Annotated in this window: 10 protein-coding genes; 3 read left to right on the forward strand and 7 right to left on the reverse strand. The window is 41.7% G+C overall.

Translation table 11 applies throughout. The features are described 5' to 3' along the window. Positions 1-289 precede the first annotated feature (289 nt). Positions 290-1,888, reverse strand: a complete 1,599-nt coding sequence (gene guaA, locus JMX92_RS05815; protein WP_011959311.1) for a glutamine-hydrolyzing GMP synthase — start codon at positions 1,886-1,888, stop codon at positions 290-292. Between the two features lie 585 nt (positions 1,889-2,473). On the opposite strand from guaA, the gene JMX92_RS05825 reads away from it, so the two are divergent. Beyond that, a complete protein-coding gene (locus JMX92_RS05825) occupies positions 2,474-4,369 on the forward strand; it encodes a BCCT family transporter (protein WP_201544440.1) in 1,896 nt (631 codons plus the stop codon). 138 nt (positions 4,370-4,507) lie between these two features. On the opposite strand, the gene JMX92_RS05830 is transcribed toward JMX92_RS05825, so the two are convergent. Both JMX92_RS05830 and JMX92_RS05835 read right to left on the reverse strand, forming a co-directional pair. Further along, positions 4,508-5,659 (reverse strand): MalY/PatB family protein, encoded by a 1,152-nt coding sequence (locus tag JMX92_RS05830; protein WP_201544441.1) that lies wholly within the window; start codon positions 5,657-5,659, stop codon positions 4,508-4,510. Between the two features lie 47 nt (positions 5,660-5,706). Further along, the gene (locus tag JMX92_RS05835; protein WP_201544442.1) at positions 5,707-6,159 is read right to left on the reverse strand and encodes a GNAT family N-acetyltransferase; all 453 of its coding nucleotides are present in this window, start codon (positions 6,157-6,159) and stop codon (positions 5,707-5,709) included. A gap of 128 nt (positions 6,160-6,287) precedes the next feature. Here JMX92_RS05835 and JMX92_RS05840 point away from each other — a divergent pair, with 128 nt between their 5' ends. Further along, the gene (locus JMX92_RS05840) at positions 6,288-6,716 is read left to right on the forward strand and encodes a hypothetical protein (protein WP_201544443.1); all 429 of its coding nucleotides are present in this window, start codon (positions 6,288-6,290) and stop codon (positions 6,714-6,716) included. 329 nt (positions 6,717-7,045) lie between these two features. On the opposite strand, the gene JMX92_RS05845 is transcribed toward JMX92_RS05840, so the two are convergent. The 4 genes from JMX92_RS05845 to JMX92_RS05860 form a co-directional block, all read right to left on the reverse strand. Then, positions 7,046-8,584, reverse strand: coding sequence for a hypothetical protein (locus tag JMX92_RS05845; RefSeq protein WP_201544444.1), 1,539 nt, complete (start codon positions 8,582-8,584; stop codon positions 7,046-7,048). Positions 8,585-8,683: 99 nt separating this feature from the next. Continuing rightward, positions 8,684-10,279, reverse strand: a complete 1,596-nt coding sequence (locus JMX92_RS05850; RefSeq protein ID WP_201544445.1) for a hypothetical protein — start codon at positions 10,277-10,279, stop codon at positions 8,684-8,686. A 372-nt stretch (positions 10,280-10,651) separates the two neighbouring features. Further along, positions 10,652-11,599 carry an AEC family transporter gene (locus JMX92_RS05855; RefSeq protein ID WP_201544446.1) on the reverse strand — a complete coding sequence of 316 codons (948 nt, stop codon included), beginning with the start codon at positions 11,597-11,599 and terminating at the stop codon, positions 10,652-10,654. Positions 11,600-11,815: 216 nt separating this feature from the next. Next, positions 11,816-12,622, reverse strand: coding sequence for a crotonase/enoyl-CoA hydratase family protein (locus tag JMX92_RS05860; RefSeq protein WP_201544448.1), 807 nt, complete (start codon positions 12,620-12,622; stop codon positions 11,816-11,818). Positions 12,623-13,107: 485 nt separating this feature from the next. On the opposite strand from JMX92_RS05860, the gene rlmF reads away from it, so the two are divergent. Further along, positions 13,108-14,091: a 23S rRNA (adenine(1618)-N(6))-methyltransferase RlmF gene (gene rlmF, locus JMX92_RS05865; RefSeq protein WP_011959303.1), complete on the forward strand. Its 984-nt coding sequence runs from the start codon at positions 13,108-13,110 to the stop codon at positions 14,089-14,091. The last annotated feature ends 205 nt before the right edge of the window (positions 14,092-14,296 follow it).

The raw sequence follows: 14,296 nt of genomic DNA on the forward strand, positions 1-14,296 counted from the left end.
GTCTGGAATCCTTTTATGCGTCTCATTAATAGCGTCTTGTAGTCTCATAGTAAAATAGCCCATCTACTTATTAGATGGGCTATTTTATTACTTTTATTGAGTTTTTGCCTTAACTGACTGGCATTAACCCAGTGGGGTGCTTTTCTATTTATAAACCTATCACTGACTTAAGACTTAACATCAACTCTAAAAATTTGAGTAGCGAGGAAAACGAGTGACAGCGCTACATCAAGTAGGCTGAACGAGTTTGACAACGCTAATCAGGTTTTTAGTTTGATGCGCCTGTCGGTTATTCCCACTCAATAGTCGCCGGCGGCTTGCTCGACACATCATAAGTCACACGAGACACATCTTTGATTTCGTTCATGATGCGGTTACTCACCGTCTCGATCAGCTCGTATGGCAAGTGCGCAAAGCGGGCGGTCATAAAGTCGATGGTTTCAACCGCACGTAGGGCGATAACCCACGCATAACGGCGGCCATCACCCACCACGCCGACAGATTTCACTGGGGTAAATACTGCAAAGGCCTGCGCCGTCTTCTCATACCAGCCTGAGCGCTCAAGCTCTTGCATGAAGATAGCATCCGCTTGACGCAGGATGTCGGCGTATTCTTTTTTGACTTCGCCTAAGATGCGTACGCCTAGACCTGGACCTGGGAACGGATGACGATAAATCATTTTGTGTGGTAAGCCTAAGGCAATACCCAGTTTGCGTACTTCATCTTTGAACAGATCACGCAGTGGCTCAACCAATTCAAACTGCAAGTCATCTGGCAGACCGCCCACGTTGTGGTGGCTCTTAATCACATGTGCTTTACCTTGGTGTGATTTGGCAGATTCAATCACGTCTGGGTAAATGGTACCTTGCGCTAAGAACTCAACCGGCTTACCGTCGCTGCCTTGGCTGATATCACGGGCGGCATCGGCGAATACATCAATAAAGGTTTTGCCGATGATTTTACGCTTAGCTTCCGGCTCACTCTCACCCGCTAATGCGCTTAAGAAGCGATCTTCAGCATCGACACGCACCACTTTTACGCCCATATTTTCGGCGAATACTTGCATCACTTGGTCGCCTTCGTGCAGACGCAGTAGACCATTATCCACGAACACACAAGTCAGCTGATCGCCAATGGCTTTGTGTAATAAAGCCGCCACAACTGAGCTGTCCACACCGCCTGATAGGCCAAGTAGAACTTGCTTATCACCGATTTGCTCTTTTAATTGCTCAACCCGCATATCGATGATGTTATCTGGCGTCCAGTCACCGGCGCAGCCACACACTTGATGCACAAAGCGAGACAATAACACGTCGCCTTGTAAGGTGTGCGTTACCTCTGGATGGAATTGTAGGCCGTAGTATTTTTTGTCTTCATTGACCATCACGGCGATGGGGCAGCTTGGCGTACTGGCGACGATATCAAAGCCTTTAGGGGCTTCAACTACTTTGTCACCGTGGCTCATCCACACATGCAAGCGGCTGTTGTCTTTGTGCTCATCTTCAATACCATCAAGTAAAGCGCTATGGCCCGTCACATCAATGGTAGCCGCGCCAAATTCATGCACATCACTTGCCTGAACCTTACCACCGAAGTGATCGGCCATGGCCTGCATGCCGTAGCAGATGCCTAAGATCGGCACATTTAAATCAAACAAAGCTTGATTGATTCTTGGGCTGTTTTCGTCGTGCACACTTTCAGGGCCACCTGATAAGATCACACCTTTGGCACCGAATGCTTCGATACGACTGGTATCGATATCATAAGGATACATTTCGCAGAATACGCCCGCTTCACGAACACGGCGGGCAATCAGCTGGCTGTACTGTGAGCCATAATCGATAATTAAAATGCGGTCTTCTTTGATGGTGGGTGCGGCTATACTCATAATGTCTTCCAGTCTTTGAATAAAGAATAACTAGCAAAAATTTTAGCGCCTATTTTAACAAGTTTATGCGTTATGATGGGGATTGTATGACAGAGAATTATGTCGATATCACAAATAAATTGTTATAAAGGTCTTCTATTATGAGATTAAAAAGCGCAATCGTATTTTTTATCATAGTATTTATTTTAAATAATCTACTTAACTGGGTGTTATCGCTGGGTCAAGACCTATCGTATATCGCCATTTTAAGCATGGTCACGACAGTACTGTTTTATTTTTTGATGGCCATGCGAGACAAATGGTCCAGCTAGAAAGTCAGCATAAAGCAATAACGGGCGCATGACTGGTTGTTAATTTGATAGGATAAAGGGCTTGGCAGCTTCTCATCCTAATAGTGGCGGTTAGCTTTAATGGTGCTCCTAAGTTTCGATAATGACTTTTAATGTAGCGGGTGGCTTTTATAATTAAGCCAGAATAGGCTTTAAAAGTTGGTTACTTTAGCGGCCTATCTGGTATGTTAATATATAGGCACCTATTAGTTTTATTAAAGGATTACCCCATCACTATTAATACAGGAGTCAACACATGACTAACACCAGTGGCCGTAAAAACAGCCACAAATCCAATCGACCCTCTCATTTGGACTCAGACGATTATTTACCTGACTTTATTAGGTCCACTACCCGGCATACCCGGCCACCTCGCTTAGGGACTTTTAATGCAGGTATGCAAATCTCGCAGCGCCGTCCCGACCATGAGCCTGATACCCGTATTGATAAGTTCACCTTTGGGATGGTATTGGCCATCTTATTGGGCATCTGTATTCCACTAATTTTCTTCCCAGAGCAAGGTAAAGAATGGGTCGGTATTGCCCGTAATTTTGTCACCACTAATTTTGGTTTTGCCTACCTCACCTTTGGGGTGCTGGCGATGATGTTTGTGATTTACATCATCTTCTCTGATATCGGTAAAATTAAACTCGGTCGTCCAGAAGACACTCCTGAATTTGGTGATGCCTCTTGGGCAGCCATGCTATTTTGTGGGGGTATTGGTGCCAGTATCCTGTACTGGGGCTTAATTGAGTGGGCCTACTATTACCAAGGACCACCGTTTAATATTGCCGCAGGCTCCCCCGATGCCATCCGCTGGGCGACCACTTATGGCATATTCCACTGGGGCCCTGTGGCTTGGGCCATCTATCTGGTACCGGCTGTGCCTATCGCCTATTTTTATTACGTGCGCCAGACCCCAGTTCTCAAAGTCAGTCAGACCCTAATGCCCTTATTGGGTGAGAAGCTTGCCAGCAGCAACTGGGCTAAAATGCTCGATGTGCTGTTTGTGTTCGGTATGGTTGGTGGTGGTGCGACCACGCTAGGTTTGGCCTCACCCCTAATTAACGAAGGTCTGTATAACTTATTTGGCCTACCGCGCAACATTACCATGCAGTTGGCGGTATTGTTCGTGACCACCATGATTTTCGCTTATAGTGCCTATCAAGGTCTTAAAGGCGGTATTCAAAAACTATCCAATATCAACTTTTATCTTGCCGTAGCCTTCTTGCTATTTATTTTAGTAACAGGCCCTACCGTCTTTATTTTTAATACAGGTCTAGAGGCTTTGGGACGCTCCCTTACTGAAATGCCGCGGATGATGACTTATATTGAGCCGTTTAAAGACTTTGGTAGTTTTGGCTTTGAGCACACCACTTTTCCACAAGATTGGACCGTATTCTACTGGGCATGGTGGCTAGTATTTGCACCCACTATTGGTCTATTTATCGCTAAGATTTCACGCGGTCGCACCATTCAAAACATGGTGGTGGGCTCTATGTTCTATGGCTCATTGGGCTGTGCAATGTTTATGATTATCTTGGGTAACTATGGCCTATATTTGCAGCTAACCGGTACCGTCGATGTGGTATCAATTTTAAACAATGAGACAGCCACGGCAGCTATTTTTGCGATTTTAAATAGCCTCCCCATGTCGTACTTGGTCATATCGGTATTTACCTTCTTGGCCATCATCTTCACCGCGACGACCTTTGACTCTATCTCCTATATTTTAGCGTCTGTGGTACAGGTAGAAGTAGATGATGAGCCGCACCGCTGGAACCGCTTATTTTGGGCATTTACCTTGTGTCTACTGCCAGCCATCTTGATGTTCTTAGGCGACTTGGCCACACTACAGACCGCCTCCATTATTGCTGGTGCGCCACTGATTATCATCTTATCTATGATGATGTTATCGCTGATTAAAGCGGCCCGTTACGACCTACATTATCAGCCAGATTACAACTTAAAAACCATTCATATTGAAGAGCTGGCCGAAAATGCACCTTGGGAAGAAGGCGAAACTTCTGAGGCTCCTGAGGGCTCAGTATTGGCACAGCAAGAAGAGTGGGAAACCATGATTGAGGATGAAGAAGCACAGCTTGCTGAAGAAGAAAAGCAAGATGAGCTCGATAAAGACTCAGATAAATAAGTTAGCTATTGGCTACAATTATTGGTCAGATAGCCAGAGCCAGATAGCCAGAGACAGTACCTTTGTAAATCGTCTAAAACCAAAGTGGCGGGATTCATCAATGAATCCCGCCGCTTTTTATTTCATGTTGCAACTGCTTTAATGATTTAGTGCCTGTTTGATCCGCGCCAAGCCTTCAAGCAATACCGACTCTGGGCAAGCCACATTAATACGCATTTTTAGATGCCCTTCATTACCATAGCTGATACCAGCATTGAGCTCGACCTTAGCATCTCGTAAGCTGTCATATAGCGCCTGATTGTCGTCAGCATAAGCTGAGCAATCCAGCCAAATTAGATAGGAGGCCTCAGGGCGCATCACCTTGATATCGGGCAAATGTTTGGCCAGATAATCTACCGTTAACTCAATATTTTTTTCAATATAAGCCAGCGCCTGCTCAAGCCACTCACCGCCCTGCTCATAAGCACTTTGCATGGCGCTATAAGCAAACATATTTAGCTCATATTCATCGTTTAAGCGCTGCTGATTGCTGATTTGTTTTAATAAAGCTTTGTCTTTTGCAAATATCATCGAGCCTTTGATACCCGCAATGTTAAAGGTTTTGGTCATCGAGGTTAGGCTGACCACCATGTGCTCATAGCCTGATGCCAAATTTAAAAACGGGGTAAAGGTATGACCAGTTAGGGTTAGATCTTGATGAATCTCATCACTGACAATGGCAACTTGATACTTTTTACACAGCTCAAGCACCGCTTTTAGCTCATCTTTGCTCCATACTCGCCCGCCCGGATTGTGCGGATTACACAGTAAAAACAGCTTAATTTTATGCTTCTTGATTTTGGCTTCGATGTCTTCTAAATCAAACTCATAACGCCCGTTGACCTCTTGTAATGCCGAGCTGACAACTTTACAGCCATTTAGCTTGGTCTTGGCCACAAATGGTGCATAAATCGGATCATTGATCAGTACTGCATCGCCCACCTCAGTAAACAAATTGACCAGTAACGCAATACTGGGAACCACGCCGGGCGAAAACAGAATGTTACTGGCCTCAAGCTCTAGACCATAGCGGCTGCTGTGCCAATTGATAATCGCCTGATATAAGCGATCGGTTTGTTTGGTGTACCCAAGAATGCCATGCGTAATAATCTGCTGTAGACTGTCTAAAATAGGCTGAGCGGCCTTAAAATCCATGTCAGCCACCCACAATGGAATGGTGTCATCTTCATAATGCCATTTGAGCGAGCCGGTGTTGTTTCTGTCGATTACTTCATCGAAATTGTACTGCATGGTGGGGTTCCCGTAGTTAATGTCACTTGTGTCTATGTTTAAGTGCTTTAAGTATCTATCCGCTCAAGCTCAATAATTGCTTTATTACGATAGTATAAGTCATCACGCACAGCAAAGCCCAATCGCTCCCAAAAGCCATTACCAATCTCATTACGCTGAAAAATAAACAACCCAACTTTGCTAATGGACAATGCTTTCATCGCATCCATCACATGATTGACCAGTGCCTCGCCGATGCCTTGATTGCGATAAGCCACATCCACCGCAGTATGATAAATATAACCGCGTCGCCCATCTTCTCCTGAGATAATCACACCGACGATTTGGGTGCTATCTTCTCGTTCAACTTCTGCGACAAAGCTTAGCGTTGGATTGCGTTTGAGCATACGAGCGATACCCTCTTTGGCATCATCCACATCATTTAAACCCATATTGGGTGTATTTATCCATAATTGGTACACAGCCTCGTAATCGTCGAGGGTCATTTGACGGATGGTCATGGGGTTGGCCTTTTGGTTGATCTAAAAAACACCGACTTTTATGGTGTATATTAAGGTTAAAATTAAAGCGTTATCTATCCATTTTCAGCCCATTAATACTTTGATTTAATTTACAGAGATTTATCACTATGACCTTATTTAATACAGCATCACCTAAAGCATTAGCCGCCCTTTTATTCGCATTTGTAGTACCACTTACGGCATGTCAAACCACATCAACTAACCAGCCAAATATGCAATCAACCCAACAAAAGTCCAAGATAGCTGCGGATATAGAAAAATTAACTTATGACTTAAGCTTGGTTGAGGAAAATCATCTCGAAACTAAACTTGCAGGCGACACTTATATTTTGGACACTTTTATCGTGCCTTTTGAGCAGCCTTATTATGTGTTGGTGCGCCGGACAGATGAAAAACGTATTAGTAAAAATGCGGCAGAGTTAATTGCTGAGACTTATATTCAGCCACGTGGATGCACCGAACCATTGAAACGCCGTGAAGACTTAGATAAGCAAAATGCAAAAGGCTCTGTGCATTTGGTAGGGATTGAATGTTAGATAAGGTTGATTAAGTAGCTAATCCCGCTTTCCGCTACTATCTTGGTTAGTAAGGCGACGGGCGCTAATGGGCAGAGCCATTCCTGTTGTCTCGATACTGTATCTACCCTAGTGCCCGTAACGCCTTACCGCACCAAGGATATCCGTTTCAATCGGGGCTAAACCGCTCCTTTATAGCCGAAACCATTAAAGTGCTATACTCGAATGATATCAACTATACCCAAACCCTTTAGTGTTTGAGCTATTGCATTATCTAAAGTTGGGACAGTGATAAATAGGTTGTTTATAGCCCTACTAATAGCCACAGTCCACATCGCCATTGCTAGACTTCATTGAGATTCCAAAGCTTTAATATAAGGAGGATTCTCCACACCTACAGGTACAATAATATTATCATCAGGATAAATAGCTACTTTTTCTAAATCATTAATATTAATTTCCCATGCTTGTTTAACAACTATTTTCTTTAAACTAATAGCCAAATCAAATGCAAATTTTGGCTCACTTAGTCCTTGAGTCATGTAAGCTGGAGATATTTTAAAACTTTGAAAATTATTATATGAATTTTCGAAAGTCCTCCAATTTGAATCATCACTGGGTTCCATTGTCAGAACCCTGGATATCACTGTAAATAGCTTTGCTTTTCCTCCACTTTTGATGTTTTCAGATACGACAACTCTATAATGAGCTGGATGGTATTTATCAATACCTCTAACAATGGAGATACGAAGTCTATTATTCTGGTCAATAGATGTAAGTTGTTCGATTAAATCTCTAAACACCCTTAATCCTTGTTCCTTATCTTGAAAAATTAGAAACATATAAGGTGATTCACTAGGTAAGGTTGCATAGCCAACGCCTTTCCATACAGTCGCATCCCATAAGTCAGTTCTAATTAGTGAAGTTATGGCTAATTCACTGTGTTTATGCTTTTCTATATCAAGATAAGGTTTACTTTCTTGGTCGCCAATTTTAACTTCATCTACCTTTTCAATTGTTTTTTTGGGTATAGTACTATCCCAAACAGCTTTTCTAATTAAAGGATATCGTTCTCCTTGAGTCAGCTTATCTAATAAATTTTGATTTGCATTCTCTCCAAGAACGTTATATATCGCTCCTAAACATGTCTCAAACATCATAGAACGAGCAAAGACCAAATCTTCAGTAATCATTTTTTTAAGACGGGTTTCAATATCTTTAATAATAAATGTTTTATCAATCAAACTAATGATAAAAAGCTCAAACTGTTTGTTTATGACAGGTTTATTAGTGGGATTTAAACTAGCCCATGTATAAGGATGACAAAAAACTTCGAAAACTGAACCTCTGTCCTGTACAGAGAACTCATAACTTAATAAGGTATCGGAATCTTCAAAAGAAGAGATATCAATATAAATTATAGGTATTTTTGCATAAATACCGTCTGTTAAAGCGGTGGCAAGAAAGCTTTCAAGGCTAGTATAGATAGCTTCCGCTAACTCAATAAAAGGGGTTTTATTAGGAAAGGATACTTTCACCTCACATCCTAAGACTTTGGATGAGTAGCTAATATATTTGGGAGTTGATAACAATAGTTTTGACGATGGATGCCCTGTATCGCTGTCTCTAAAATCAACCATTGATTGTAATATTCTTTTTTCATCATCACAGTCGAGTAGCTTCTTAACCTCATCCTCATAGCCAAGAACATATAGTAAAGCAACCTTAGAGTAAAATAATCCAAAAGCCTCTAAACTTTTGACTAAATATTCTAGCTCCTGAATATTTTTTAAATCACAATTAAGTAAAAGGTGTGCTAAACATCCATCAAAATTCTCAATTTTATCTTCATCGATAAATTCGCTACTAATTACTTGAGAACTTAACAAAGCAGTTTCATACCATGTGAGAGACTGAGCTATACGTCCAAGGACTAATTCATTCCAAGCTAGAGAAAAGTAAGCTTCAACAGCTTTAGATAAAATGACTCAATGTTTATGAAAGTAGTTGGTTAATAGAGAAGAAACTATTAAAAGACTTCCTCTAGCAGCCCAATGTAAGTCTACTTGCGTATATATGGTTGCTAAAGCCATATTAGCAAATGTCACATCTTCTATGGATTCCTCTTTATTAAGAGGAGCAAGTGTTTTTCCAATCAACTGAATAGCTTTATAGTAGTTTTTCTTCTCAGCTTGCCTCAAACCACGTTCGAGTGTCAGTCTACTGGCTTTTGTATCTCCATGTCTCTTTATTGATTGCTCAGTAAGATAATCTTGCAAAGCCTGATAACCTGTATATTCACTAAACAAGTCGTCCAACTCATTAATGTACCCATAAACACTTTCAAATGGGAAACCTACTAAACACTCACCATTTTCACAAACATTTAATATTCTACAAAAAATCTCATCTATCTTTTCATGATTTTGGAAAAACAACATTAATTCAATCTTAGCTAAAGATAATTCAGCCTGTAAAGAGTTACTTGGCCGACTTTTGTCCTTTGAGATATCTTTTAATTGATTAATTGTGTGTGCTACTATCGAATCATCTTGTATGCCCTCTTTATTAGTCTTTATATACTTTTCAGTCATGTAAATAGTTAAGAGAGTTACAAAATCATCCCAAAGTATTGAGTTGCTAGATTCAGTGATTAATTCATAAATAGAAATGAAGTTATTTTTAAATAAATCAAAGTCCTCAAACCAGTAATAAGATGCTCGTGCGTAGCTGTAATAAGCATTGAAGAGCTGGTTTGTTGTACCAAAACGCTTTGCTATGTTAACAGCGCGATCATAGTATCCTTGGGTTTGAAATACAGGTTGTTCTAGTTGCTTACTTAAATCAGCAGCTTCTAAAAAAATGCCAACTTGATTATGGCTAATATTATCAGGTTTAATTTCACTATTAATTTGACACTCTAGCTCATCAAACCTTTGCTTTTTACTATAATCATCCGCACTTAATTTAACCTCTCGCTTAAAGCTTGTAGATATTTGTAGTGTCTCAATAGCAATATTTTCCAGTTTATTCTTATAGATTTCATCAAGTATCCAGCTTAAATCTAAAATACATACCTGAATGTTGTATTGTTTCGATAGCTCATCTTCAAGCGCGCTTCTTTGATTAGCTTTAATAAGTTGATTAGTGATACAAAATACCTTTGTATAACCTCGTTCGGTTTCGACTATTTTTTTAACGTCAGTTTTACATTTTGATTTCCATGATTTTTGCGTACTAACAGCAAATGCCCAACGCTCGTTATTAGCATTATCATTTACACCTACATACCAAAGTAGTTTATTTTGCTCTGATACAGGGAAGGTTTGAGTGTCTGTCTTGCCATCTCCACCCGCTACGGGTCCCGTTTGCTCCAGTAAGTTAGGACAAATTATTTTTTGACAAAGTTCCTTGGCAAAGGTCTCAAATTGTAGTTCTTTGCTCTTCGTATTAAGACTAACCAAATAGTTCTCGAGATGTACTCGATCAAGTTGACCTATGGTTTTTTCTTCAGAAGTAGAGAATTGCTCGGGACGTCTATTTTTAAGAAACTGCTTTGGACTTGGTAAATGTTGGATATCCATATAATTGCCTTGAATAATATATATTTTTATTATAATTAAGTTTACTTATTCAAAAAAACTAAATAAATTCATATTACGTTTAATTTGATACTACTAAAGTACTGCTCCCTAACAAGCAAACCAAACTTTTTTCTAGCTAGTATAGTCAAAACTACAACACATAGTTGCAAGATTATAATGTCACCACTAGCCCCGATTGAAGCGGATATACTGCATGACAAGGCGAGTTGCACAAGCTTGCGATGCGGTGGCGCGCGAAGCAAGCGACGCGCCAAACCTTAGCGCATTGCCCCACTTAAGATGACAGATAGTAGCGAAAAGCGGGATTGGCTCCCTACTTGTTTATCTGATTAATAAGAGTCCTGTCACACTCTAAAACCCAACCATTCTCTGCCAATACATCAGCACCGCACTCATACTAAAAAACGAACCCACAGTCGAGATTATCACGATGGCAGACATACGATTGACCAGACCATAGTACTGACCAATAATGGCAATGGTCGAAAATACGGGGGCTGAGGCAAACAGCATAGCGACATAGTTATCTTGTAAGCTACCGCCTGATATCATGCTGATGGTCAGCAGTATCATCAATGGATGCACAATCAGCTTACCCAGGCCAATAGTAGTAATCTTAGGCAAATCACCCTTTAGCTCAAGCCCATACAAGCTCATCCCAATCACAAATAGCGCAACAGGAGCGGCCGCACCCGTAAGCATTTTAATGGTTCCAGCCACTATTGAGGGGATAGGTAGACGAAAGATAGAAAACACAATGCTGACCACAATAGAGATAATCAGCGGATTACGGGTAAAGTTTTTGGCGATACCTAACAACACGCCGGCCAATGACTTACCAGAATTTCCGTTCAGCTCTGCCATGATAAACAGCATCGGCAGGATCAGTAGGTTTTCAATAATGACGCCCATCGATAGATAGCTGGCGGCAACACTTGAGCCAACAACCATAGCCGCAACGGCATAACCGATAAAAGCACTGTTGGAGAAGGATAGCGCTGTAGAATTCAGCGCAGCAGAAACATTGTCTTGTTTCCAAATAAGCTTGGTCAGTATCAGACCGATGACAAAGGCCAGCAGCGAGCCAAGCCCATAAATAATGAGATAATATGGCCGTATCACCTCTTCAAAGGGCATATCAGCAATTGCATTGAACACCAAAGCTGGCAAAGCAATCTTTAACACCAGACTGCCCATGCCTTTGGCGTGCCTAGGGTCAATCACCTTCAATCTTACCGTTAAATAACCCAGCGCGATAATGATAAAAATAGGGGCGGTGATGTTAATAATATCCAACATATATAAGGTTGCCTCTTATCGGCAGGATAGAAATACAGATCGCTCAAAGGCGGTATTGATGATAATCGACTCAGTTCGCCCTGGTTTCATTCAAAACCAGGGCGGTGTTATTTAGTTTATTTTTAGTCTATTTTTGGTCTACTCAAGCCAAACTTGATACCACCCAATTATCTGAACCCTGCTTTTTCAACAAAGCATTAAAGAGCGGCTTGGGGCTTAACGTCCCTTAAAGTTGGCCTCACGGCGTTCAACCATCGCCATCACGCCCTCACGGGCATCTTCCGACTCAAATAAGGGAGGTAAAAAGCTGTGGATATTGGCCATAGCACTGTCTGCGCCATTGCGCGCGCCGTCTAATGCAGATGCCAATACCCCTTGCACGCCCAGCGGTGCCGCCTTGCTAATCTCAGTTGCCAACTCGTAGGCCCGGTTATACTGCTCACCTTTGGGTACCACGTCGCTCACCAGACCTAATTTGTCAGCAGTATTGGCATCAAAGGGCTTACCGGTTAATAAATATGGCATGGCTTTTTGCCAACCTGCCGCTGCCACAAAACGCACCGTCGCTCCGCCAAACGGCATGATGCCGCGCTGCACTTCCATCTGGGCAAAGTTGCAGTCGTCACTGGCGATCACCACATCGCTATTTAGCATCAGCTCAATACCGGCCGTGAAACAAGTACCTTGTACTGCCACTACAACAGGCTTGGTACGCAGCTTACCACTGATGCCCCAAGGATCGATTTGAGACTCATCAAACGCAAACACCCCTTTATCAAGCTTGTCTTGTAGCTCCATGAGATCCAGACCTGCGGTAAAGTGCTCGCCATGAGCAAAGATGAGCGCACAGCGTAGCTCGCTATCGGCTTCATAGTCAGTTAGTGCCTTTGATAACTGGGCAATCATATGGCTGTCAAAAGCATTACGCTTATCGACTCGGTTCAGACCGATTAGGCAGATGTGGCCATCTTGTTGATAAGTGAGACGAGTGAACGAGGTATTATTTTGGCTATTATTGCTCATTATTATTATCCTTTTATAAATCATAGATGACGGCATTTAGCTCATATTGTTTTTTAGCTCAAGCGAGCATCTCTTTCACTATAATCTTATGTACAAGGCTTAGCAAACCTCGCAGATATGTAATTTGTTGAGTTTCAGCGCGATGTTATTGCTCCAAACCTGTTAAACTAGCGGCAAGATTGCCAAAACTAAAAAACAGCTTAATATTGTAAACTTTTTAAAGAAAACACCTTAAACACAAGATATTGATTTTATTATAAATTTTAAATCGTTAATTGATGGTTTTTTGTTATAAAAATAGTTATCCACAGCTTAAAAAATCTCTGAAAGCCTTGATAAATAAGGGGTTTGTAGGTTTCACACACATTAATCATAGCCAGTTATTATTTTTATCGCCTATCTTGGTGCATCACCGTTATACCCTCAGGCTTCATTGCCTAACTATTTTAATTATCCACCCCTCACATGAATAAGTTTTTACGACTATGACACACCCTGTAACGCCAAAAAATACCACCCGCCCTACACCTGCTAATAAGCCTGCTGCTAGCACATTACATCCGCGCAATCCGCATCAAGGTCGTTATGATTTTGATAAGCTTATCAAAGCCTTACCTGAGCTTGAAAAACATGCCATTACCAATCCGAGCGGTGAGGCGACGATCAACTTCTCGGATGCCGATGCGGTATTAACCCTCAATAAAGCATTATTGGCGCATCATTACAACATTAAATACTGGGATTTACCCAAAGGTTATTTGTGCCCACCTATTCCTGGCCGTGCCGATTATATTCATCAAGTAGCAGACTTACTCAACAATAACAACAGTGGTTCAGAGAACAAAAAACCACATGTGTTAGACATTGGCACCGGTGCCAGCTTAATTTATCCAATTATCGGTAGTCAAAGCTATGGCTGGTACTTCACCGCCACCGATATTGATCCTGTGTCTATTAATACCGCCAAGGCCATTTGTGAGATTAATCCCAATCTAAAAAAACTGGTCACTGTCAAACAGCAAAAGAACCCAAAAAATATCTTTAAAGGCATTATCGGTGAACACGATTATTTTGATATCACTGTGTGTAACCCGCCGTTTCACGGATCAATGCAAGACGTGCTGGATGCCAATAATCGCAAACAAAGCAAACTGCAAAAAAACCGTGCCCGCCGCAATCCCAATGGCCAAGCCAACAAGTTTGCTGATGCCAAAAATAACCTAAACTTTGGCGGTCAAAACGCAGAGCTGTGGACCGAAGGCGGTGAATTTAGCTTTATTAGTCGTATGATCAATGAGAGCGTGGGCTATGCTCAGCAAGTTAACTGGTTCACCACTTTAGTGTCTCGTGCCGAGAACTTAAAGCCGCTTGACGCCTTACTGCGCAAAGTAGGCGCCAGACAAATCAAGACCATTAATATGCAGCATGGTCAAAAAGCCAGCCGCATTTTGGCATGGCGCTTTAAATAAGGCTGGAACAACTTACCTGATGACACTTTGAACCAAAAAAGAGCCTGCGTTATGACGCAGGCTCTTTTTTATTATTAACAGGTTAACCACTTTATACTTGGCTACTTTATACTTGGCTACTTTATATAGTCAAAGAAGTCTAAAATCGTGACAAGGCAACCGAGCGTAAGGTCTACAAATGCAGGTTTAGCGAGGTTAACACCGT

This window comes from Psychrobacter sp. H7-1 (assembly GCF_904846585.1).
GTDB classification, from domain to species: Bacteria; Pseudomonadota; Gammaproteobacteria; order Pseudomonadales; family Moraxellaceae; genus Psychrobacter; species Psychrobacter raelei.

Excerpts from the sequence above, each read along its gene's own strand:
- JMX92_RS05830 (WP_201544441.1), bottom strand. The coding sequence starts at position 5,659 with ATGCAGTACAATTTCGATGAAGTAATCGACAGAAACAACACCGGCTCG.
- JMX92_RS05850 (WP_201544445.1), bottom strand. The coding sequence starts at position 10,279 with ATGGATATCCAACATTTACCAAGTCCAAAGCAGTTTCTTAAAAATAGA.
- JMX92_RS05825 (WP_201544440.1), top strand. The coding sequence starts at position 2,474 with ATGACTAACACCAGTGGCCGTAAAAACAGCCACAAATCCAATCGACCC.
- JMX92_RS05860 (WP_201544448.1), bottom strand. The coding sequence starts at position 12,622 with ATGAGCAATAATAGCCAAAATAATACCTCGTTCACTCGTCTCACTTAT.
- JMX92_RS05840 (WP_201544443.1), top strand. The coding sequence starts at position 6,288 with ATGACCTTATTTAATACAGCATCACCTAAAGCATTAGCCGCCCTTTTA.
- guaA (WP_011959311.1), bottom strand. The coding sequence starts at position 1,888 with ATGAGTATAGCCGCACCCACCATCAAAGAAGACCGCATTTTAATTATC.
- JMX92_RS05835 (WP_201544442.1), bottom strand. The coding sequence starts at position 6,159 with ATGACCATCCGTCAAATGACCCTCGACGATTACGAGGCTGTGTACCAA.
- rlmF (WP_011959303.1), top strand. The coding sequence starts at position 13,108 with ATGACACACCCTGTAACGCCAAAAAATACCACCCGCCCTACACCTGCT.
- JMX92_RS05855 (WP_201544446.1), bottom strand. The coding sequence starts at position 11,599 with ATGTTGGATATTATTAACATCACCGCCCCTATTTTTATCATTATCGCG.